This is a genomic window from Streptomyces sp. ML-6, assembly GCF_030116705.1.
GTDB lineage: Bacteria > Actinomycetota > Actinomycetes > Streptomycetales > Streptomycetaceae > Streptomyces.
On the sequence record NZ_JAOTIK010000001.1, the window covers coordinates 21,209 to 42,823 of the forward strand.

The 21,615-nt window shown below is 68.2% G+C and carries 21 protein-coding genes; 13 read left to right on the top strand and 8 right to left on the bottom strand.

The genetic code is table 11. From position 1 onward, the window contains the following. Positions 1 to 236 precede the first annotated feature (236 nt). From OCT49_RS00100 to OCT49_RS00125, 6 genes are all read left to right on the top strand, one after another. A complete protein-coding gene (locus OCT49_RS00100) occupies positions 237 to 2,291 on the top strand; it encodes a TnsB C-terminal domain-containing protein (RefSeq protein WP_283849824.1) in 2,055 nt (684 codons plus the stop codon). Continuing rightward, positions 2,288 to 2,863, top strand: a complete 576-nt coding sequence (locus OCT49_RS00105; RefSeq protein WP_283849825.1) for an AAA family ATPase — start codon at positions 2,288 to 2,290, stop codon at positions 2,861 to 2,863. The genes OCT49_RS00100 and OCT49_RS00105 overlap by 4 nt, the downstream gene beginning before the upstream one ends. 105 nt (positions 2,864 to 2,968) lie before the next feature. Next, a complete protein-coding gene (locus tag OCT49_RS00110; RefSeq protein WP_283849826.1) occupies positions 2,969 to 4,147 on the top strand; it encodes a tyrosine-type recombinase/integrase in 1,179 nt (392 codons plus the stop codon). Positions 4,148 to 4,517: 370 nt separating this feature from the next. Then, on the top strand, positions 4,518 to 5,174 hold the full coding sequence (locus OCT49_RS00115) for a hypothetical protein (protein ID WP_283849827.1): 657 nt from the start codon (positions 4,518 to 4,520) through the stop codon (positions 5,172 to 5,174). 86 nt (positions 5,175 to 5,260) lie between these two features. Continuing rightward, complete coding sequence (locus tag OCT49_RS00120) at positions 5,261 to 6,763, top strand: tyrosine-type recombinase/integrase (protein WP_283849828.1); 1,503 nt, start codon at positions 5,261 to 5,263, stop codon at positions 6,761 to 6,763. Next, positions 6,760 to 7,347: a DUF6262 family protein gene (locus tag OCT49_RS00125; protein WP_283849829.1), complete on the top strand. Its 588-nt coding sequence runs from the start codon at positions 6,760 to 6,762 to the stop codon at positions 7,345 to 7,347. The genes OCT49_RS00120 and OCT49_RS00125 overlap by 4 nt, the downstream gene beginning before the upstream one ends. Positions 7,348 to 7,432: 85 nt before the next feature. On the opposite strand, the gene OCT49_RS00130 is transcribed toward OCT49_RS00125, so the two are convergent. The 3 genes from OCT49_RS00130 to OCT49_RS00140 are packed head-to-tail and all read right to left on the bottom strand — an operon-like array spanning position 7,433 to position 9,833. Then, entirely contained in the window at positions 7,433 to 8,221 is a 789-nt protein-coding gene (locus OCT49_RS00130; RefSeq protein ID WP_283849830.1) for an HNH endonuclease, read from the bottom strand. 53 nt (positions 8,222 to 8,274) lie between these two features. After that, positions 8,275 to 8,772: an AAA family ATPase gene (locus OCT49_RS00135; protein WP_283855626.1), complete on the bottom strand. Its 498-nt coding sequence runs from the start codon at positions 8,770 to 8,772 to the stop codon at positions 8,275 to 8,277. Beyond that, complete coding sequence (locus OCT49_RS00140) at positions 8,730 to 9,833, bottom strand: hypothetical protein (RefSeq protein ID WP_283849831.1); 1,104 nt, start codon at positions 9,831 to 9,833, stop codon at positions 8,730 to 8,732. Before OCT49_RS00140 ends, OCT49_RS00135 begins: the two co-directional genes overlap by 43 nt. Positions 9,834 to 10,147: 314 nt before the next feature. Between OCT49_RS00140 and OCT49_RS00145 the strand changes: the two genes are divergently transcribed. Beyond that, positions 10,148 to 10,618: an ATP/GTP-binding protein gene (locus OCT49_RS00145; RefSeq protein ID WP_283849832.1), complete on the top strand. Its 471-nt coding sequence runs from the start codon at positions 10,148 to 10,150 to the stop codon at positions 10,616 to 10,618. A 98-nt stretch (positions 10,619 to 10,716) separates the two neighbouring features. Then, the gene (locus tag OCT49_RS00150; protein ID WP_283849833.1) at positions 10,717 to 11,820 is read left to right on the top strand and encodes a TniQ family protein; all 1,104 of its coding nucleotides are present in this window, start codon (positions 10,717 to 10,719) and stop codon (positions 11,818 to 11,820) included. On the opposite strand, the gene OCT49_RS00155 is transcribed toward OCT49_RS00150, so the two are convergent. Continuing rightward, a complete protein-coding gene (locus OCT49_RS00155; protein ID WP_283849834.1) occupies positions 11,781 to 12,680 on the bottom strand; it encodes a GNAT family N-acetyltransferase in 900 nt (299 codons plus the stop codon). The two genes, OCT49_RS00150 and OCT49_RS00155, sit on opposite strands and share 40 nt — an antisense overlap. 245 nt (positions 12,681 to 12,925) lie before the next feature. On the opposite strand from OCT49_RS00155, the gene OCT49_RS00160 reads away from it, so the two are divergent. From OCT49_RS00160 to OCT49_RS00170, 3 genes are all read left to right on the top strand, one after another. Further along, a protein-coding gene (locus OCT49_RS00160) for an IS3 family transposase (RefSeq protein WP_283849835.1) occupies positions 12,926 to 14,178 on the top strand; the annotation gives its coding sequence in 2 pieces (ribosomal slippage) (positions 12,926 to 13,208 and positions 13,208 to 14,178; 1,254 coding nt in all). Positions 14,179 to 14,324: 146 nt separating this feature from the next. Further along, on the top strand, positions 14,325 to 14,804 hold the full coding sequence (locus OCT49_RS00165) for a hypothetical protein (RefSeq protein ID WP_283849836.1): 480 nt from the start codon (positions 14,325 to 14,327) through the stop codon (positions 14,802 to 14,804). Positions 14,805 to 15,254: 450 nt separating this feature from the next. Beyond that, positions 15,255 to 16,046: an IS5 family transposase gene (locus OCT49_RS00170; protein ID WP_283849837.1), complete on the top strand. Its 792-nt coding sequence runs from the start codon at positions 15,255 to 15,257 to the stop codon at positions 16,044 to 16,046. On the opposite strand, the gene OCT49_RS00175 is transcribed toward OCT49_RS00170, so the two are convergent. Then, complete coding sequence (locus OCT49_RS00175; protein WP_283849838.1) at positions 16,003 to 16,545, bottom strand: hypothetical protein; 543 nt, start codon at positions 16,543 to 16,545, stop codon at positions 16,003 to 16,005. The two genes, OCT49_RS00170 and OCT49_RS00175, sit on opposite strands and share 44 nt — an antisense overlap. Positions 16,546 to 16,754: 209 nt before the next feature. Between OCT49_RS00175 and OCT49_RS00180 the strand changes: the two genes are divergently transcribed. Continuing rightward, positions 16,755 to 18,233: a zeta toxin family protein gene (locus tag OCT49_RS00180; RefSeq protein WP_283849839.1), complete on the top strand. Its 1,479-nt coding sequence runs from the start codon at positions 16,755 to 16,757 to the stop codon at positions 18,231 to 18,233. A 93-nt stretch (positions 18,234 to 18,326) separates the two neighbouring features. Here OCT49_RS00180 and OCT49_RS00185 read toward each other — a convergent pair whose 3' ends face one another. The 3 genes from OCT49_RS00185 to OCT49_RS00195 all read right to left on the bottom strand — a co-directional run bounded on the left by OCT49_RS00185 (position 18,327) and on the right by OCT49_RS00195 (position 20,068). Then, entirely contained in the window at positions 18,327 to 18,587 is a 261-nt protein-coding gene (locus tag OCT49_RS00185) for a hypothetical protein (RefSeq protein WP_283849840.1), read from the bottom strand. Between the two features lie 163 nt (positions 18,588 to 18,750). Further along, positions 18,751 to 19,830 carry a response regulator gene (locus OCT49_RS00190; protein WP_283849841.1) on the bottom strand — a complete coding sequence of 360 codons (1,080 nt, stop codon included), beginning with the start codon at positions 19,828 to 19,830 and terminating at the stop codon, positions 18,751 to 18,753. After that, entirely contained in the window at positions 19,823 to 20,068 is a 246-nt protein-coding gene (locus OCT49_RS00195) for a hypothetical protein (protein WP_283849842.1), read from the bottom strand. Before OCT49_RS00195 ends, OCT49_RS00190 begins: the two co-directional genes overlap by 8 nt. A 475-nt stretch (positions 20,069 to 20,543) precedes the next feature. Here OCT49_RS00195 and OCT49_RS00200 point away from each other — a divergent pair, with 475 nt between their 5' ends. Continuing rightward, positions 20,544 to 21,521: a hypothetical protein gene (locus tag OCT49_RS00200; protein WP_283849843.1), complete on the top strand. Its 978-nt coding sequence runs from the start codon at positions 20,544 to 20,546 to the stop codon at positions 21,519 to 21,521. Positions 21,522 to 21,615: the final 94 nt, after the last annotated feature.

The window sequence follows — 21,615 nt, forward strand, 5'->3', positions numbered from 1 at the left end:
GAACGTACGGTTCCTCGCGGGCTACCGGCGCCCTCAGCTGCTGGAGATGGACCGGGCGCCGGCAGTGCTCGCGGCGGCCCGGGGCCAGTCGACCATCGGCGGCATCGAGGCGGCCCTGGCCGCTCGGTTTCCGGCACATGCGGTCCGTCCGCTGGTGCTGCACCTGATCTGGTCGGGAGCCCTGGTCGCGGACCTGCGGCGCCCCTGGCGGCGGCCACCTCGATCGAGGTGGCGTCATGACCGGCCGGGCAGTGACCGTCTTCCCGGGGGTGCGGCTGCTCTACTGCGGCGACGTGGCCGAGGTTGTCGAGCTGGAAGGACTCACGGCCACGCTGCGCAACGAGCGGACGGGTGAGTTCAGCACACTGCCGCTCGGGCGGTTGGCGGCCGACGCCCGGTCCCTGGGGGCGGGGAGTGAGCCGGAGACGCAGGATGGGTCTGTCCTGCTGGCGAACCTGTCCCCGGCCCGGCGGGCGAGGCTGCATGAGAGGGCTCGGCATGTCCGGGAGGTGCTGACCGGCTTCCGAGCCGGGCACCCGGACGGCGCCGCGGCCGACGAGCCGCGCCCGCAGTTCCAGCCGGATCTGCCGCTCGGGGACCGCACCGCGGCCAAGGCGACGGAGCTGAAGGTCTCACCTCGGACGATCGACCGGTGGGTGGCTGCCTACCGTGAAGCAGGCGAGGCCGGGCTGGTGGACGCCCGAGCCGTCAAGGGCCGGGGTTCGCGGGTGGATCCGCGCTGGGAGGAGGCCCTGCGCTGGGTGCTGGCCGAGTTGGTGAACGCCTCTACCCCCACCCGGTCCGCGGTGCTGCGCCGCACCGAAGATCGACTGGAAGAGGAGTTCGGGGCCGGGACGGTGCCTCTTCCCTCGCGCGCTACGGCCTACCGGCGCCTGGCGGAGCTGACGAAGGGCACGAGCGCGGTGTCCGGCAGTGCCAAGTCCCGCCGCTCGATCGCGGACCGGCCCCGCGGCGCCTACGGTCGGCTGCGGGCGACGCGGCCGGGTGAGTACGTGGTGCTCGACACGCAGGACCTGGACATCTACGCGATGGAGCCGGTCACCTGCCGCTGGGTTCCCGTCCAGCTCACTGTCGCCCAGGACCTGTTCTCCCGCTGCATCGTGGGCCTGCGGGTGACAGCGTGCTCCACCAAGGCGGTCGACGTCGCCGGGGTGCTGTTCGAAGCCGTCTGCCCGCCCATGGACACTGCGGACCGCCCCGAGCTCGCTCCCTATCACGGGCTGTGGGACCACGTGGTGTTCACCGAGGAGGACGCGGTTCCCGGGCGGGGGCTGTGTCCGCCGGAGACGCTGGTCGTCGACCACGGCAAGGCATTCATGTCGGCCCACGTGATCAGTGTCTGCACCCGGCTGGGCATGTCGATCCAGCCTGCCCAGCCGAAGAAGCCCACCGACAAGCCAACCGTCGAGCGCTTCTTCCGAACGCTGCGGGAGGGGCTGATCCAGCATCTGCCCGCCTACAAGGGCCCGGACATCCACAGCCGCGGGGAGAGGATCGAGGACCAGGCGTTCTTCTACCTCCACGAGGTCGAGGAGATCGTCCGCGAGTGGATCAGCGAGGTGTTCCACCGCCGCGCCCATGAGGGACTCACCGTCCCGCACTGGCCCCACCTGCAGTTGTCCCCGCTGGAGATGCTCCGCGTCGGAGTGCACCGGGCCGGACGGCTGCGGATGCCCGCCACCGCCGAGCTGGCCTTCGAGTTCCTGCAGGTCAGGCCGCGCACCATTCAGCACTACGGCGTCGATGTCGACGGGCTGCGTTACAACGGGCCCGCGCTGGACGGGCTGCGCGGGACGACGAGCCCCTACGGCGGGCGTCTGGCCGGGCGGTGGCCGATCCGCGTCAACCCCGACGACGTGCGGTTCGTCTACTTCCAGGACCCCGACGACGGCTCCTGGCATGCCCTGGAATGGGAACACGCTCCCGCGCTGAACATGGCCTTCAGCACCGAGGCCGCCGCCTACGCCCGGCGGCTGGCCGCCCGCACCGGACGGCACATCGATGCCTCGAAGGCTCTGGGAGATCTGCTGGCCCGCTGGGACCAGGGGCTGGTCACCGACCGCCGCGAGCGTCGCATGGCGGTGCGGCTGTCGGCCGAGCGGGCCGCGCTGTCCCTGCCCACCCTGCCGGACCAGGCCACGGCCACGAGCCGGCCGGAGCTGACGGTGGTGCCAGATCCTCCCCTCGGCGACAGCGACGACGAGGACGAGCTCTTCGATGCCCCGCAGGGCGAGGACTACTACGCCGATGCCTTCGAGGTGATCGAATGAGGCAGCCGCATCTGTTCAGCCTCTCCCGCAAGGAGGGCTGGCGCCGCTTCGTCGACGAGCCGGCCCGGCAGCGCCCCGCGACCCTCACCCGGCGCCAGCTGGCGGCCCTGGGCGAGGAGGCGGCCGAGGACTACAACGACGCCCGGCACGACTGGCATGCCAACTTCGGCATCGTGCAGACACCCCAGCTGGCCTCCGTCCACGATGCGTTGGACGAGATCGTCGCGTCCAACCGGCAAGACGGCGACCGCATCCGTTCCGCGGCCGTCATCGACGCCCTGCCGGGTCTGGGCAAGACCACCATCGCCAACCTCTTCGGCCGCACCTTCGACCGCCAGCAGATGCGCCGCCTGGGCCAGGTCACCGACGCCGGGCACGAGCGCATCCCCGTCTTCCGTGTCGGGCTGACCTCCAACACCACACTGCGGACCCTGAACCGGATGATCTGCGAGTTCTACGGCCACCCGGCCGCCGACCGCGCCAATGCCGCCACCTTGGCCAGTCACGCGCTCGACTGCGTTCTATCCTGCGAGTCCCAGCTGGGGATCATCGACTTTACCGACCGCCCGTAGTCCTGCCCGTGATGTCCGTCTGGGACTGTGACCAGCACGTCCTGGGCTTGTTTACCGACCGGGTCCGGGACGTCTGTCATGTTCTGGAGTCGGTACGGAGGACAAGTGGTACGGCACGTTGTGGTGGGGGACCTGAGGGTCCAGCGGATCGAGCGGAAGGACGGGCAGCGGTCATGGACGATCGTCTGGCCCGAGGGAACACTGCACGCGGAGGCGGACCGGTTCCTGCGTGAGCACGAGGGCTCGGGCACGCAGAGGACGTACGCGTACTACCTGGTGGACCACCTGCGGTGGCTGGAGCGCGAGTGCCTGGCCTTCGACACGGTCCAACTGCGTGACCTGGAACGGTATATGGGGATCGTCGGCGCCGAGGTCCGCATACCGCTCGGGGAACCGTGGCGGGTGGGCAAGCGCCCCTACGGCCGCTCGGCGCTGTCGACCGCGGCGGCCTGCTTGAAGGGCTTCTACCTGCAGCAGGCTTCTCGCGGCATCAACGGCGAACTCGGCAAGAAGCTCGACAAGTCCCGTCTGCCGACGCGGGCCGACAAGCGCCGCTCGTTCCTCGGGCACGTGAAGAACAAGCTGCCGACCAACCCACTGGCACCGAAGGGGCCGCACCGCCGGCACCCGAAGATGCTGCCGGAAAAGGCCAGGGAGAGGCTGCTGGGGACAGTGAACGCCGCCCGGGACCGGCTGGTTATCGACTGGCTCGCCGACGGCGGACTTCGGATCGGCGAACTCTGCGGGCTGCACCTGGTCGACCTGCACCTGCGCGAGAACGCGGCCTGCGGCGAGTGCCGCACCCCGCACCTGCACGTCTGCCACCGGCCCGGCAACCCGAACCGGGCCGAGGCCAAGACCAAACATCCCTGGCGGGTCGAGCGCGGGACGGTGACCGGCGGGCTGATCAAGCGGGTCAGCCCGGCGATGGTGCACTCCTACTTCGAGTACATGACGACCGAGTACCCGCGGGGCGCCGGGCACGGCATGCTCCTGGTCCAGCTGCACGGCGCCGATAGCGGCCAGCCGTGGGCTCCGGTCGGCGCCCGCCGGATGCTCGGCCGGGCCGGGAAACGCGCCGGGTTGGGGCTGGTGAAACCCCATGCCTTCCGGCACACCTTCACCTCGGCGGTTCTCGATGCCGCGGACGGCAACACCCTGATCGCCCGGGACGCCGGCGGCTGGGCGTCGGCCGCGATGGTCGATGAGGTCTACGGGCACGTCGATGTCCACGACCCGGTCTTCGATGCCGCGCTTCGCACGGTCTGGGGTGAGACGAAGTGACCGCGAACTCGCTGCTGCCCCTCTACACCGAACGTTCCGACCGCGAGGGCCGTGACAGGCTGGAGATCCTCACCGCGCTGATCAGTGCCCCTTTTTCGACCCGATCTTCCGTGGAGTACTCGTCCGGGTTCCCCAAGACCACTCCGTCTACCAGTGGGGATGCGTCGTCGGCGCCTGCGAACGCGTCCGCTCCGGAGGGACGGACCTGTGCTCCAACCATCTCCGGCAGTGGGGAAAGGCGCGGGAATCGGGCACGACCCGGGCGGAGTTCCTCACTGCGGCACAGCCGCTGTCCCGGGCCGAGTTCGAGCGCGAGGGCCCGTGCTCGATCTGCCCCGATCGGCCGGCGGAGCCGCGAACCGACCTGCGGTTGTGCCGCGCCCACTACAGCTCCTGGAAGTACTACGTCGCCCCGCGCGATTCCGGGGCGGACTTTGAGCAGTGGGCTGCTGAACAGGAGCCCCGCGGGGGTTACGGCAACTGCAAGGTCACGGTCTGCCCCGGGCTGGCGGAGTCGCCGCTGGGTTTGTGCAGCTGGCACTGGCACCGTTACAAGCGCGACCGCCGCCCCGGCGGGGCGGCCCTTCCGGCCAGCTGGTGGCAGCGATACGAGAGCCAGGGACGCTCCGTCCCCGTCTCCTGCACGGACGAGAACGCCTTCCGCACCTGGTGCGCGAGGGTCGATCCGGCCCCGAGGCCGGGACTGGTCAACCTGCGCGGTCTGCGGCCGCTGCTGCGAGCCGAGATCCAGTACACCCTGTTCGCCCACACCCAGCAGGACCGGCACAGCATCTGGCGCCTGGACTGGATCCAGAAGCTCGTCAACCTCGCGCGAGAGCGCGACGCCGGCTCGCTGACCGACCTGGACTTGGACGACTTCCCGCGGTTTCACACCTCGATTGTGAAGAAGATGCTCCACTACCTGCGGCTGGTCTACTTCACCCCGAGCAGACGCGGGACGCCGGGTTCCTCGAGACCGACCACTTCGGCATCCGCTTCCCTCACCGGGCCAGCCACATCGACCTGACCCGCATCACCCAGCGCTGGCTGCGTGACCTGCTCTGGGACTACACCGCCGAGCTCATCCGCTCGCCCCACCGCCCACGCACCGCAGTGCCCATCGACGGCATCCGCCGGGCCTGCACCGAGCTGAGCGCGTTCATAGAGGTCGACGCCCCCGGCGGCGGCCACGACCCGAGCGCCTTGCGGGTGGAGCACATGCACCGGTTCATCGCCGATCAGCGCCATCGTGAACGCCACGGGCTGCCCTCGCTGGTGATGAAGGGGCTCTACGGAAAGCCGTCGACGGTCACCTCCGTCACCCGCACCGACGTGTTCAACGGCGTCCGCAAGCTGCTGCGGAACGCGATGGAGAACGGCGCCGCCGAACGGCTCGGCCTGGACCGCGAGTTCATCATCGCCATGCCATTCGCCGGCGGCGAGCCGCTGCGAGCCCGGCGTCCGTTTCCCGACGAGGTCGCCCGAGCCCTGGCCGACGAGGCCAACCTCGCCCAGCTCACAGAGCAGTACGACCCCGATGACCAGGGGATGCGGGACGTCTGGGAGACCATCGTGCTGACCGGCCGCCGCGTGAACGAGGTCCTCAAGCTGCGCTGGAACTGCATCGGCCGCTACGGCGGCCTGCCGATGTTCTGGCACGACCAGACCAAGGTCGGCAACTACGACACCGCAATCCGTATCCCCGACCGGCTCTACGACCTCCTCGCCGAACGGCAGCGCAAGACACTGGACCGGTTCGTCGCCCGGCACGGACGCCGCCCGACCGGCACCGAACGCGCTCAGCTTGCCCTGTTCACCAGCAAGGTCCGCAACCCCGACGGCGCTACCGCTCTGTCCTACCAGTGGTTCCACCGAAGGTTCCGGGAGTGGGCCACCGAGCTCGACCTCGGCCAGCTCGTCCCCCATCAGGCTCGCCACACTCTGGCCACCAGCCTGCTTCGGGCCGGGGCGAGCCTCACCCACATCCGCCGCTATCTCGGCCAGGTCTCGGACCGGATGGCCGAGCACTACGTCCACCTGACCAGCGAAGACCTGGAGAACGTCCTCCAGCACGTCTGGGTCACCGGCCCCGGCACCGCCCAACCCGGCGAACTCCTCGCCGGAGAGACCACCCCACTCACCCGAGAGCAGGCCCAGGCCCTCGCCATCGACCTCTCACGCCGCAGCACCCCCTCCGAGGGCGGGTTCTGCACCTTCCAGCCCGTCGTCGACGGCGGCGCCTGCCCCTGGAACCTCGACTGCCACAACTGCGACAAGTTCGTCCTCTCCGGCGCCGACCTCCTCTACTGGCGGCGCAAACGCGAACAGTGGCGGCTGCTGGCCGAAGGCGCCCCGGACGACGCGATCGCCGACTATCTCCACCGCTACTTCGAGCCCACAGCCCGCGCCATCGACGGCCTGGAGAAGGCCCTGGTCGGCCTCGGCCTCCTCGGCGACGCCCTCGCCCTTGACCTGCGCAAACCCCAGGACTACTTCCACCGCGTGTGGTCCACGGCCTTCCGCGCCGCCGACCTCGCCGACGCGGGCGACGACGAGCAGAGCGAGTACAGCGATACGTGCACAACCGACAACGACCCCGAGCAGGACATCGCATGAAGACCTCTGCCGTTCCAGAACCCCGCACGGCCGCCGCCCTGGCCGCCCGCCGCCACAAGACCGAGACCGCCCTGAAGCGGGTCCGTGAAGCCATCATCCGGCTCCGGCGTGAGAAGGCCCAGGTCAGCGTGACCGCCGTCGCCCGTCGAGCGGACGTCTCCCGCACCTTCCTCTACGACAATCCCGAGGCCAGAGCCGTCATCGCCTCCGCGATGGCCGAGGCTGGAGAGCGCCGGACCCAGTTGCTCGCCGACCAGGGCGAGGAACGTGAGGCGACCTGGCGTGAACGCGCTCTGAATGCCGAAGACGCCCTCAAGACCGCTCACAGCGAGATCCTCGCCCAGCGGAATCGCATCGGTGAACTCATCGGCCAGGTGCGGGACTTGGAGGCCGAATGGGCCGAGGAGGCCGTCCAGCGGATCACTACCGAGAACACCACCCTCAAACAGCGAGTCCGTCAGCTCACGGCCGACAACCGCAGCCTTGACGAGCGGCTCAAGGCGGCCCGCTCCAACCTCCGCTTCCAGGACCGCCGCGTCGCTGACCTCGAAGCCCGGATCGTTGACCCAGCGTCAGGCATCTGACCTCGCCTTCGCTCTTCCGGCCTCATGGCCCGTTCTCCGTCCGGTGGACGGGCCATGTCGGCGTACACGTGAAAGTGGCCTGCAGTCACTCCAGGAATCCTCCGTTACAGAAGGCACCATCCGCTGCGAGGGTCCGGTAGGTCACGCCTTCCCACCCGTTGGGTTGGACAGCGAGTCGAGTGGCGGCTTCGGCCGCGAGGTATTCGTGCACGAGCTCCTTGCCGCCAGCCTTGAACTGTCCTTCGAGGGTGTGTTGGATGTTCCTCAGGGTCCGGTTGGCCTGCACTGCGTAGGTCTTCGCCAACCCGAACATAGTGAAGTGGTGCGTGGCCCGGGCTATGAGGCCCTGCCCCCATGTTGGTGGCGGGGTCACGAAGAACTCCAGCCGCACGGGGGCGTCGTGAATGACTTTGGCCTGCAGCCAGGTCACGTCGTCGATACGGTCGAGATACGGGTGTAAAGGTGTGGTCTCAACCGTGGTCGGCTTTTGATCGCCTTTGATGTGGTTGCAGTCGCTGCAGGCTGGCACCAGATTGAGTGGGGCCACGCAAAGAGCGGGGAAGGACATCTTAGGCAGGACGTGGTCGAGCTGACGGACGGTTCCGTGCCCGCACAGGGGGCACCTCTCGTCGACGGGGGCGCCCATGAGCTTGTCATAGATTAGGCGGCCCTTTTTGGTTCCCCGCATCCCGTTCTCGTACGCCCAGGTCACGGCGGCCTTGTCGTCGATGCCTGGAACCTTGAACTCGGCGGCTTCCAGGGCGTGCAACGTCTGGCTGTGGGCTGCTTCCCGGAAGCGCTCTCCTGCAGCTTCGACGGCTTCGGCCGCGGCTGTCAACTTCTCTTGCCGACTGGTGTCCCGGGTGCTGCTCACACATGCGTCGTAGCTCTCGCGGGCTGTCTCGGCGGGGGGCTCCAGCGGCCACATCAGCGGCTCTCTCCTGCGGCCTTGTCTGCGAGGAGGATCCGCACCAGCCCCTTGGCCTCGCCGCCCAGCTGGCCGCCGAAGTGGGCAAGGACTTCTTCGTAGGTGCCATGGGCCCTGACCGCCCTTTTGACTTCCGCGTAGAAGCCGGACTCCTTCACCTCCAAGCCGAAGATCTCGTGTGTGAGGACACCGACGTTCTCACCGAAAGTCTCGATGGTGGGCCGCTCGGCCTGACGGTTGCCCCAACGGCTCAGTTTCCAGATGCAGGAGCGGGGGACCTCTTGGAGGACGACAGGGGAGTGGGTGGCGATGACCGCGACTGCGTTGCGGTCATCCATCAGGTACGACAACGTCCTGATGAAGGAAGATAGGAGCGGTGGGTGCAGGTGGGCCTCGGGTTCGTCTAGGAGCACCAGGGACTGCTCGGCCACGAGCGTGGCCAGCTTCGTGATGGTCAGCAGCACGATCGAGTGGCCTGAACTGAGTTGGCCAAAGATCCTTCGGGCTGCCTCTTGATCGCTCTCCGTGAATGTCTGTGGCGACTGCTCACGGAGGCGTCGAGCGAAGTCATGGACGGGGAGGCGGCGAAATGCGGGTCACTGCTCAGAATGCGCAGGGCATGGACCCACCGTCCGAGCCGTCCGGCCGCCCAAACCTCTTTGAGGCAACTGGCGAACTCCGAGCCCAGTTGTTCATGTGATTTGGGCTCGCCGAGGTTGTTCCCAGCGCTAGCGAGCCCCACGTACGCGTACGTGGTCGCTGCGTGGTCGGGGTCGCCAACCACACTGACGAAGGGGTCGAAGGCACTGAAGGTGACGGAGACGACGTTGACGAAGGGTTCACCGTCCTCCGCGGTGGGGGTGGGGAGGTGTTCGATTCGGCCGGCATTGACGTCGGCGCGGTCAGGGTGGACGGCCGCTTGGGCCATGTTGCGCAGCAGGGTGGTTTTGCCGACTCCGTTGCGTCCGATCAGGACGTGAATGTTGCTGGACGGGGTGGTGCGGGGGGTGACCACGAAGCTGAGTGGCGGGGGCGGCGGGACGTCGCTGTCTGGCGCGGGAACGAGGTAGTTGAAGCGGTACTCGGTGAGCCGGGAACCACCGCTGGCGATGCGCTTGAACTGGGCCATGACCGTACGCTTCTCGACGCTGCGCAGCAGCGAGAGGGCCGTCACGTCGTATTGGAGGGCGAAGTCCAGACGCTTTGATGAGAGAGCGATATCACCCAGTCCGATGAGGATCTCCAAGCGTACCTGGGTGCCGAGTTTCCTGATGCTGTCGTAGTACAGGTCGTCTTGGCCCAGGGAGAACAACTCGGGCCTGCGGAGGGAGTCAAGGTGCTCGAACTGCCCTACGGGGAGGGGACTGGGCCCCGGTTCCTGGGCGCCGAGGGCGATCTTGACGCGGCCCAGGCGCTGGATCTGTCTGTTTTCGTCCCGAAACCAGAGGTCGTAGCTGGTCTGGTAGCCGTGGTCGTCCCCGGCAACTGGGACGAGGATGGCTTCTTGGGGGCCTTCGTCCGACGGGGACTGTCGATCGGCTTGGACCACGAATCGCACAGGGTCTCCTGGGAGCCACTCAGGGGCGCCGAGCCTTGACGAAGCGGATGCGGCGCCGGGACTCGTGAACGGTATCTGGTCCTGGGGCCTGGTAGCGGCGTGTATTCAACTGCCGTGAGTTGAGCCCGTTCATCAATACTCGGCTGAACTTCGGGGAGTACGCGGACAGCCGTCTCACGAGACCACACAGACGAACGACAGCAACTCTCCATCACGGACATGTAGTCTATGAATCGTCGCAGTTCAGAGCCGGTTTCCGAGCTCCTGCGGTCGGTAAACTGGACGACATCCACCTCCTGGACACCCGCACCCGCGTGGGCGCCGAGACGTCCGACCAGATGAAGTACCTGTCCGAACGTGTCGGCGCCACCTTCGTCTACGCCGGAGTCGCCGTCGAGGACTCGCCCCTGCTGAGCGGAATCCGCGGGGCGCAGCTGGCGGGGCGGTTCAAGCTCCTGTCCAACCCTCCCCTGGCATACGGGAGTCGGGAGCAGCAGGCAGCGTGGCGCGGGCTGCTGGACGGCATGGAGAACGCGCTGCGTCTTGAGCGGCACCGTCCCGGATCGCTGGGGCGCATGGCCCGCTATCTGCACGAGCGCACCGGCGGGCGGCTCGGGAGTCTGTCCGCGCTGATCCGCGAAGGAGCGATCACCGCGATTCTGGACGGCACCGAGAAGATCACCAAGAAACAACTCGATGCCGTCCGTCTCGACCATCTCGCTGAGCAGGATGCACGGCCCCCAGCCGAGCAGGCCCCGTCCGGCCACTCCCGGACGGCCGCCTGAACAGCACGTACTCGCCCCTGCCTCTTGTTCTGCTTGTTTGGTGGACGTCCCCATCTGCGGGCGTCCACCGGCCAGTCGAAAGCTGACCTCACCACGCTATGCCCCTGTCCCCACCTGTCCAAAGCCGCCTGGCCGCGGGCGCGATACGCACCGCGCCCCTCGAAGGCGAGACGACCGCTTCATGGATCACCCGGTGCGCAGCCCGCTACCACCTGCCCGCAAGTCCTTACCTCCGAGCCGTCCTTCAGCAAGAGGGCCGCGCCACTGTGAGCGGCCGGAGCGCGCTGGGCGCCGAGCTCTACCTCAATGCCGCGGCCCGCGAACGCGTGGCCGCCTACAGCCGCATCGAGGAGCAGGTCCTGGCACGCGTACTGCCCGCCTGGCCGCTCGACCTGGATGTTCTACGGCACCACACCGGGCCGGCCGCGCACTGGCAGTCCCCCACCACGCACACGGCCGCGTCGGTCATGGCCGGGTGCCTCAAATGCACCGCACCACGCAGCCGCGGACAGCAGGTATGGCAGTACCGGGGCCGGCACCAGCGCGTCTGCCACACGCATCGCATCTGGCTCGTCGGCGGCGAGGCGGGCTACACCGGACCGACCCAGATACCGCTCGATCACCTGGGCCAACACGAAGCCGCCCGCATCCTGGCCGCACACCGACGCCACCAGGACCTCACCGACCCAGGCGGCATAGCCGCCGAGGCGTGGCTGTGGGCCCGCGGCACCATCCAACACCTCTACACCGACCAGAAATTGATGTCGGGCACTGTGCCGGTTTCGTGGAACAAGCGCCTTGACGCCCTGGCCGCACAGGCCGGTCGTATGGGCAAGGTGTGGCCGTGGTGGATCATCGCCCGCGACCTGGTCACCTATCCCGAGACCTTCGCTCTGGCCGAAGCCCTCACCGCGATGACCGCGGACGCGGACGCGTACCAACACGCCGCAGCCGAAGAGCACTTGGCTGGCCTTCTGTCCGACGCACTCCGGACGAACACCGGCCCAGACCCCGCCGACGAGGCGGGAACCCTCGCTCGATGGCTCGCCCGACACGCACGCAGCGAACTACAGCGCTGGCTGAACAGCCGCCACGGCGACGCGAGCGCGGCACCCCTGCACGTGGCGCCCCTGACCTGGGCCCTCAAACGACACGCCGACCGTCAGGGCTGCGAGGCGGACGGGGTGTCCGGCCCGGTGTAAGAGAACCGGTACCCGGCGAAGTCGCCGACGTGGATGTATCCGAGGCGCTGATAGAGAGCGTTACTGGTGGGGTTGTCCGGGTCCGTGAACAGGACAACGTCCGTCGCGCCCGCGGCCAACGCGGCGCGGCTCGCCTCGGCGGTCACGGCGCCCGCGAATCCGCGGCCCCTCAGGTGGGATGGGGTGTAGACGGGGTCCAGCCGGATCATGCCGCCGACAAGCGAGGTCGTGGCTGCCATGGAGACGGGAGTGCCGTCCGAGGTATGCCAGAACGTGAAGTGCCGGTCACCGAAACGCGAGTCGACCCAACGACCGGCATCGATCAAATCGATGGAGGACTGCTCTTTGACATCCACGCAGAACTCGCGGCACCAGCGCACAACTTGCTCATGGTCTGTCCCGTCCGCGATACGCCCCTGTCCCTCGGGGCGGGGCTGCGGTGGGGTGAGCGTACCGAGACGGTAGAGGTGAGTCCGCCAGAAGATCTCCGATACTGCTCCTGTGCGCTGCTGCCATGCCCGTGCGAAAACGGTGGCGGTGTCGTGGTCCGCAATGACGTTCACCGGCAAGTGGCCCTGCCGGGTCAGACGGGCAGCGAGGCCATCGGCCTGCGAGGCAGAGAGCGGGGTAAGGCCCAAACGGCCACGCGGAGTGCGGTAGAAGATGGCGCGGACCTCGCCTTGTGACGCAAACCAGCCGAAGACGGCCGCCTCGGCCTGTGCGCCTGTACCGCTGACACGCAGCTTCTCGATGTCCGTCAACGGCGTGTTGTGGAGAGCAGGCCGCGAGCGCAGAAAGTCCCCGGTGTGAGCGAGGAAGACATCGATGTCTTCAGTGAGTTGCCAGTCATCCGTGAGCATGCTGCATGGTCCACCAAGGCAGTAGCCCCACGCACCCCTCCGTGTGGGTTCCAGCACACGCTTCATACCCACACTCGGTAGAGCTGACCAGCCGCCCAACCAACCTGCACACCCGCCACACCACACAAGCCACAGGCCTACGCGGCGCCCGCAGTGCACCACCAGGACGTCATCCCGCTGATCAGGAAAACTGACTGAACCGCCCCGGGTGAAGTGGAGACTCGATTTCATGAAAGGATCGAGTCATGGCACGACCTTCCCGTTACCCGCTTGAGCTGCGCCGACGTGCGGTGCGCATGGTCGCCGAGGTCCGCGGCGACCACCCGACCGAGACCGCGGCCTTGCAGGCGGTGGTCGAGAAGCTGGACATCGGCTCCCGCGAGACGCTGCGGAACTGGGTCAAGCAGCACGAGATCGACGCCGGGCAGCGGCCGGGGACGACGACGGAGGAGTCCGCCCAGCTCAAGGCGTTGAAGAAGGAGAACGCCGAGCTGAAGCGGGCCAACGAGATCCTGAAGGCGGCGGCGTCTTTCTTCGCGGCCGAGCTCGACCGGCCACACACACGCTCGTAGCGTTCATCGACGAGCACAAGGGCCGCTTCGGCGGCGTCGAGCCGATCTGCAGGACGCTCACCGAGCACGACTGCAAGATCGCCCCTTCCACCTACTACGCCCACCACAAACGCCGGAGCACACCGTCGGCCAGGACCGTGCGCGATACCGAACTGAAGGAACGGATCAGCGAGGCCTTCCAGGCCAACTACCGTGTCTACGGGGCGAGGAAGATCTGGCGTGAGCTGAACCGGCAGGGCCACCGCGTGGCCCGCTGCACCGTCGAGCGCCTGATGCGTGAACTTGGCATCGCCGGAGCGGTCCGCGGCAAGCGCGTGATCACCACGCTGCCCGGCGGCCAGTCCGAACGGGCGCCGGATCTGCTGGACCGCGACTTCGTCGCCGCTGCCCCGAACCGCTGCTGGGTCGCGGACTTCACCCACGTCAAAACCTGGTCCGGTGTCGTCCACGTCGCCTTCGTCGTGGATACGTTTTCCCGCCGGATCGTGGGCTGGTCCGCAGCCACCGTGAAGGAAACGATCTTCGTCCTGGACGCCCTGGAGATGGCCGTGTGGCAACGTGACCGAGACCAACATCCGGTGCGGCCGGGCGAGTTGATCCACCACTCGGATGCCGGATCGCAATATACGAGTTTCCGGCTCGCCGAGCATCTGGACACCGCCGGCATCGCCGCCTCGATCGGATCGGTCGGTGACGCCTACGACAATGCCCTGATGGAGAGCACGATCGGCCTGTACAAAACCGAGCTGATCAAGCCCCGGCGGCCCTGGAAATCGCTCGCCCAGGTCGAGCTGGCCACCGCCGAATGGACCGACTGGTACAACCACCGCAGGCTCCACGGTGAGATAGGCCACGTCCCGCCCGTCGAGTACGAAGCCAACTACTACATGGAATCCACGAAACCCCAGGTCACAACCACAATCTGAGATCTCTACCGAACCCGGGGCGGTTCAGGCGCCTCACTGCGAATTCCCTTGACTCCTGCCTGCAGAGCGCGGGCCGTTCCTTCGGAGAGGGGGAGCTGGCCTATCTGGCGCTGACCTCGCAAATTGAGAATCCAGTCCGCGACCGGATGGCCTACGCAATGCACCGGCAACTCAAGGGGACGCGGCTGGACGTGGGCCGCGAGTGGACCGGGCTGTTCACGACAGGCAAAAGCGGAGAGCCCGCCAAACGGAGTGTGGACCTGGCGGTGGTTGAAAAGCCGAGGCGCCGCAGTAGCCGCATTCCACAACCACACGGAGTGGTGGAGTTCAAGGCCTTCTACGCGCACGAAGCCCGCGAGCCTCACCAGTTCAACCGCATCGACCGTCAGGTGCGGGAGGACGTCGAGAAGTCCTTGACGTGGGAGTGGGCCATCATGGGTGAGGTGTTCGCTGTGGTGCTGCTGCCGGAGTTACGCATCGTCAACTCGCGGCGCCTCCCACACCAGATCATCAGGAAGATCGAAGACAAAGTCGTGTACACGACCTCCTGCGCAGCGCAGGCATGGTCCCCGATGGGGAACCGGTGCAGGAAGTCTCCTCTAGGCTTGCCCTACTCGGACCGGTGAGCCATGGGGTGATCGACGCGGGAACTGAGGGCGGAGTCCACGTCACTGTGCCGTACGTGATCCTCGGCCCGGTACCGGTCGAGACGTTCGAGAACATGCCCCCGCCTCAGCAGGCGTAGAGTGTCGGGCTTCTTCTGACGAGGGCCCGCCAGCCTCATCAGGAATCAGATCAACCGATATGTCAGTAGCTGTTGTCGTTCCGATCGTGAGGGGTGGGCGTCGAACGGGAGTCTCGTTCGGGTGATCGCGGGCGGCCGTGGGAATGAAGGCAGGGCCTCTCGGTAGCTCGGGGTTGCGAAGCCGACCGAGATCCAGGAGACCCTGTTGCCGCAGTTGTACTTGCTCGCGCCGGTGGAGTTCAACTCGGCCGCTCCGGCGTGTGATTGTGTCGCTCACCGGTTCGGGAATGCGGCCGACCATCCGGAGCGTGTTCGGCGGTATCCCTCGGACATGACGGATGTGGAGTGGTCTGTGGTCCGGCCGCTGCTGCCGGTGCCGGGCTGGATGCGGGGCCGGGGCGGGCAGCCGGAGGCGTACTGCCACCGGGCGATGCTGGACGCGGTGCGCTATCTGGTGGACAACGGGATCAAGTGGCGGGCGATGCCGGCCGACTTCCCACCGTGGGACCGGGTCTATGCGTTCTTCCGCCGCTGGCGTGACCACGTGCTGGTCCCGGAGTTCCACGACCGGCTGCGCGGCCAGGTCCGCGAGGAGGCGGGGCGGGATGCGGAACCGACGGCCGGTGTGATCGACTCGCAGTCCGTCAAGGCGGACGCGGTCGTCGGCGCGGACAGTCGCGGTTTCGACGGCGGTAAGCTGATCAACGGCCGTAAACGGCACGTGGTCGTCGACACCCTCGGCCTGCTGCTGGGCGTGATGGTCACCGCGGCGGATATGGGTGACCGCGCTGCCGCGAGGGTGCTGCTTGAGCGGGTGACCGACGCTCATCATCGGCTGGAACTCGTCTGGGCCGACGGCGGCTACACCGGCAGCCTCGTCAAGCACTGCCTGGCCGCGCTCGCGCTCGTCCTGGCGATCGTCAAGCGCAGCGACGACATGCGCGGTTTCGTGGTGCTGCCCAAGCGGTGGATCGTCGAGCGGCTCTTCGCGCACCTGATGCGAAGCCGCCGCCTGGCACGTGACTTCGAACGATCCACCACCAGCGCCGAGGCGATGATCTACTGGTCGATGACCATGATCATGACCCGTCGCCTGGCCCGCTCACGCCCCGCGCGAGCGTGAACCGGCCCGGTGCTGTCTCGGCCAGCCAGCCCCGCGCGACCAGGCGTTTCGCCTTCGACCGCAGCCCCTCCACCTTGGCCGGCACTACATCCATGCCGAAGAAGGAGGCCATCTCCTGGCAGGTCAGCGGCCCTTGACCGAGACGGATCCGATCCGTGAGCACGGCCAGGATACGCTGATAGTCCGCCGACAGTGCCGTCTGGGCCAGCCCCTCGCGCCACACCGGAACCTGCGACCTCGCCTTCACCACCAGAGGCGGTGACGCCTGCACTTCCGTCCCGGCACTGCCCGGTCGTTCGGCGGCCACCGCGTCGGCTGAATCGCCGCCCGGCGCGGACAGCACCGCCCCCACACGCTCACGGGCGATCGTCCACTCCAGCCACTCCTGCTCGGCCGTCGCGAGCTCGGCCTGAACGCGGTCGGCTTCCTCGCGCAGCCCGTCCACACGACGACGAGCGGCAAGCTCGTGCTGTTCCAGCAGTCCGACAACCGACGGCATCCTCGACCTCCACGAGAGCGACGAAACGACACCCCATCACTCCCACACCGACGCCACCCCTACCCCTGAACAGCGAAAACACAGCCGTCAGACTCGGAAAGACAACAGCCTCTCAACCTTCGATGAGAATCACTCAACCTTCACTGCGACGGGTCAATACCGAACGGCCCGCAAGGGGTCGCTCTCACAACCACGGCCGGGAGACCCCAGTGAAGGAGTACGGCGAGTTGTCCGCCGGGAGGATCGTGTCGGAGTCGACGGCGGGCGCGGCGCCGCAGGAGCGCCCGGTGGCGGTATTCGTGGCGGGGCAGGCCGGCAGCGGCAAGACACTCGTGATGGACCTGGTGCACGCGGCCCTGGGGCGGCGGGACGGTGCGGTGCGGGTGGACCGGGACGCCTACAAGGCCGCTCACCCGGACTACAGCACCTTCCTGTCGGAGGACGTGCGTACGGCCGGGGTGCGGGTGCGGCCGGAGACCTACGCCTGGCAGGCCGAGGTCGAAGCCCATGCCCGGGCGTGCCGGTACGACGTCGTGCTGGAGGAGGCCCTGGCCGCCCTCGGTGACCAATGGACGAACACCGCCGCCCCCGGCCCGAGCCGGCTGCTGCTCGTCGCGTGCCTGCGCCAGGGCCTGCGCCTGGCCCGCGACCACCACCTCACCGACCTGGACTGGCTCATCGAGGCCGCCTACGTCTACACCGACGACTCCGTCTGGGAACCCCTCGCCCCACCCACCACCACCACTGGTCCGGTCCCCGACACCCCCGCCGACGCCGTGGCCGAACTCCTCACCGCGATCGCCCGCCGCCAGCACGAACACCGCCGGCGCACCGCCGAGCGCCTCACCGCCGTCCTGGACACCGGCCTGCTGCCCACGGAGCTGACCGAGATGGCCCTGTACTACCGGGCCAAGGCGTACAAGGACCTCAGCGAGAACACCGCCGCCCGCACCGGCATGCAGCAGGTCGCCGACCTCCAGGGCCGCCTCGCGCCCAAGGCCCGCCGGGGCCTTGCCAACCTGGCCCGCCTGGCCGGGGACTTCCCCACCGCCCTGGCCGCCGTCCCCTCCCTGGGCTGGAAAGGCCGCCACCACCGCGTCCTGGGCGACATCCACTGGTCCCACGCCGACACCGCGGCCGCCGTCGATGCCTTCGAAGCCGGCCGCGCCGAAGCCGAACAGCACGGCGCCGCCGGCGAGCGCGCCATGGCCCAGGTCCGTCTCGCCCTGGCCCTCTCCTTCGCCGACCCCGCCCGGGCCGGAGACGAGCTCGCCCTCGCCCACCAGCTCCTCGAGGGCCTCGACCAGCGCTCCAACACCCTCCTCGCCCAGGTCGCCGCCCTGATCAAGGACGCCGGAACCGACGACGTCACCGCCCGCGCCCAGAACCTGAACACCGGCATCGAGGCCGCCGGGCTCCCCTTCCTCCACCGGCTCGTGGAGCTCGCCCTCGCCTTCCACCATGCCGTCCGCGACGAGGACCAGGACCTGGCCGCTACCATCGGCCGGCTGCGCGCGCTCACCGCCACCGGCGACTTCGCCTACTTCACCGACATCGCCCACCACATGGCCGGCCTACCCTTGCCAGGCCCCTCCGCCACCCGCTGGACCAAGCCCGAGCCCGAGGTCCGCACGGCATGGCGCGGCCTGGTCCGGACCCGGCAGGAACACCTGCGCACCGGAAACTGACCTGTACATGTACATCGGCCCCGACCAGGCATTTCCTGGTCGGGGCCGATGTGCATGTACAGGGGAAGGGCCGGGCGTCGGGCCCGGGAAACGTCAGTAGGTGTCCGGGCGCCGTCCCACGAGCTGGGTCAGCAGCTCGATGATCTGCTTCTGGTTGCGCTCCATCTGCTGGCCGAGCACGTCGAGACAGCCATCGAGCCGGTCCACCTTCTGATCAAGGTTTCCGACCTGCAGCCGCACCGCGGTCAGGTCGGACTTGATGATCCCGAACTCGCGGCCGTGCTGCTCCGCGACCTCTTCGAAACGCCGGGTGAGAGCAGCGAGCTCGCTTTGGGCGATGGGGTCCTCAGGCACGCCGGTACTCCTGCCAGATCACGAAACCGCAGATAGGAAGACCCCACAATAACGCGCCTGCCCGGCCCGAACCGAAGCCTTCCCATCGGACCGGCAGCCCGCCCACAGGTACGCACGGCATTGCACAGGGGGGCCGCACGTGTGTGCCGTGGTGTGCGGGTGATCACTGCTGGGTGTGGCGTTCCAGGTAGATGGAGGTGAAGACGGCGACCTTGGCGCGCAGGGCCCAGGGGTCGAAGGGTTTGCTGATGTAGTCGACGGCGCCGGCCGCGTATCCGCGGGCGGAGTGTTCGGAGTCCACGCCCATCGCGGTGAGGAAGATGATGGGGACGTCGCGGTTCCGGGGGCGGCGTTTGATGTGCGCGCAGGTTTCGTAGCCGTCCATCTCCGGCATCTGCACGTCCATGATGATGACGGCGAAGTCCTCGTGGTCGAGCAGTGCCTTGAGTGCTTCGCGTCCGGAGGAGACGGTGACGAGTTCCTGGTCGAGGGAGGCCAGTACTGCGGTCATCGCGAGGAGGTTGCCCGGCTGGTCGTCGACGATGAGTATCTTGGGCATGTCCCGGGGTGCGGCGGCGGGCAGCGGGGGTGGGGGCTTCTCCACGGCGTCCAGCTGGCGTTCGAGCAGAGTGCAGCGGTCCTCGGCCGCGGTCCGCAGGGCCTGTGCCTCGCGGAGCTCCGTCCTCAGCCGCTGCACGTCCAGCTGGAGGTCGTCGCGTTCCTGGAGGAGGCCGGAGATGTCGGGGTGGGCCGCCGCGAGTTCGTCGGCCCGTCTTCGTTCGGCGATCCGGTCGGCCTCCAGCTGGCTGAGGCGGACCTCCAGGTCCGCGATGCGGTGCGTACGTTCCAGCAGCGCGTCGCCCAGGACGTCGCCGCGGACACTCGACCGCCGGGAGACCCGGTCGGCGTCGGCCAGCTGCTGCTCCAGGATCTCCACCGCGTGCCGGGGAGAGGCCCCGGCATCGACGGCCGCTCCGTACAGCCCTCGGACGAACTCGATGGCATCGGTGGTGACCGCGGCTCCACGGTGCTCGGCGAGGTCCGTGAAGAGGTCCGTGATCACCTGCCACGGGGGTAAGCGGGTGCCGTTCAGGTAGCGCGAGAACGTTCCCGGATCACGTCGGCGCCGGGCCGCGTACCGGCGCACGGACACCTCCAGCCCTTCGAACAGCTCGCGCAGGGCCTGGGCCAGTGCGCGGGAGGTGTCCGTGAGGTCGTCTCCCAGCGGTCGCAGCTCACCCATTTCCCTCTCCTTCCCCGGCCTGAGAACCCGTGTCTCCGTGCTGCCGGCCCTGGTTGTCTTCGGCGGCGATCAGGTGGTTGAAGAAGGGCACCGCCAGTCCCACGGTGGCCAGGGCGGCGAGCAGGCTGTGCGGCGTGCCTTCCCCCGCGAGTGCGGTCAGCCCGCCCGCTGCCGCGCCGGCGAGTAAGGCGAGCAGGAGCACCAGGGTCGTCCTCAGTGACAGCAGCGGCTGGTCCACCAAGATCTCCGTTCATCCGCCCCGTCGAAGTGCCCGGGGGCTGGTCACCCGTCCGGCGGATTGCGGAAGGGGAATCACAGGATGGAGGACACCTGAACCGTTGCAGTACGTGATCGGAGAACAGGGGGCAACGATGGTTCTGTTGCCACCGCCCGGAGCCGCCCGGCCGTAAGCGTTCTGGCTGATCAGGGCGGCGGCGGACCAATTCAGTACAGGCTGTTGCACTGCAACGCTGCCGGTGCCTGGCAACACGCGGCAGCCCCCTCGCGCAACGGCCGCCCCGACCCGTGCGGCCCTCCGAGCACTCCATCAGGGCCCGTACCCGTGCTCGGATACCCCCTTCTGCGAGGGCTCCTCTGTTTCCGGACCGCGGCGTTCCAAGGTGGGGTACGGGCGGCTGGAAATCATCGCATTACCGGACCTGCGGGGTGGGGAGGTTCCGATCATCGCTAACAGAAGGTGATCGGACAGATACATGAGGAAAGCGGACTTCGAGAATGCCCTGCAGAAGCTTCAGAAGGAGCTGGCCGAACAGCTGGAGGCCCGGCTGAAACCGGTGACGGACGGGCAGGAAGCGATACGCCAGCAGTACCTGAAGATCCTGGAAACCGGCCAGGCAGGCGTCTCCGGACTGCGCGAGGAGAACCGGGAACTGCGCCGCCGCCAGGAACGGCTGATCTCGGACGTCACCGACGCCCGGCAGGACGTGGCAACAGTCCGCACCGAGCTCGCCCAGGCATTGCGCGCTGCTCTTCCTCCCGCACTGCCGGAAAACACTGCCGCACCGGCCACCGAGACCCGCCCCCTGCCTGAACCCGCCGAATCCGAAGAGGAGCCCATGAACCACAGCGAGCCCGGCCCGGCCCCCCACGCCCCTGGCATCCGCCCCACCGGGACCGGCCTCCAGAACGGAAACGGCCAGGACGCGCTGAAACAGGCGGCGGCGGACGCGTACCGCGGCACGGCCCCCGCCGCGCAGTCCGGGCCGGTGATCCCGCAGCAGGCCCGCCGCCAGGAGCAGCCCGCCGCCGACGGGCTCGCGCCGGAGGTACAGCATGGTGTCCGGCTGATGAAGGCGGCCGGTGTCGCCCTGGCGGAGCTCGTGTGCCACCGCGACACATGGGAGTACCTCACCGGCCTGAGCACCAACCAGACACACTTCCGGACCCCGCCCAACGTCGACGACATCAAGGACGGGCGGGTACGTGTCGCCTTGTCCGGACGGTCGCTCATCGCACTCCTGATCGCCCTGTGGGACACCCGGGACAAGGCCGAGTTCCTCACCGCCGACTGGGCCCTGGCAGCCACCGCATACGACCGGTTCGCCAACGAACTCGACACCGTCGACAGAGGAACCCAGCACACGGTGCGCATCACGCTCGACGACGGCGCACCTGTCGCCCAGCCCGAACTGGCCCAGGCCGCCGCAAGGACGGGCACACCGGACAAGTAACGGTGGCGGGACGGTGGTGCCGACCACCGCCCTGCGGCTTCCCTGCCGGGGCGACTCGATCCGGTCTCGTCTTGCCGGGTCAGTAATCCATGTA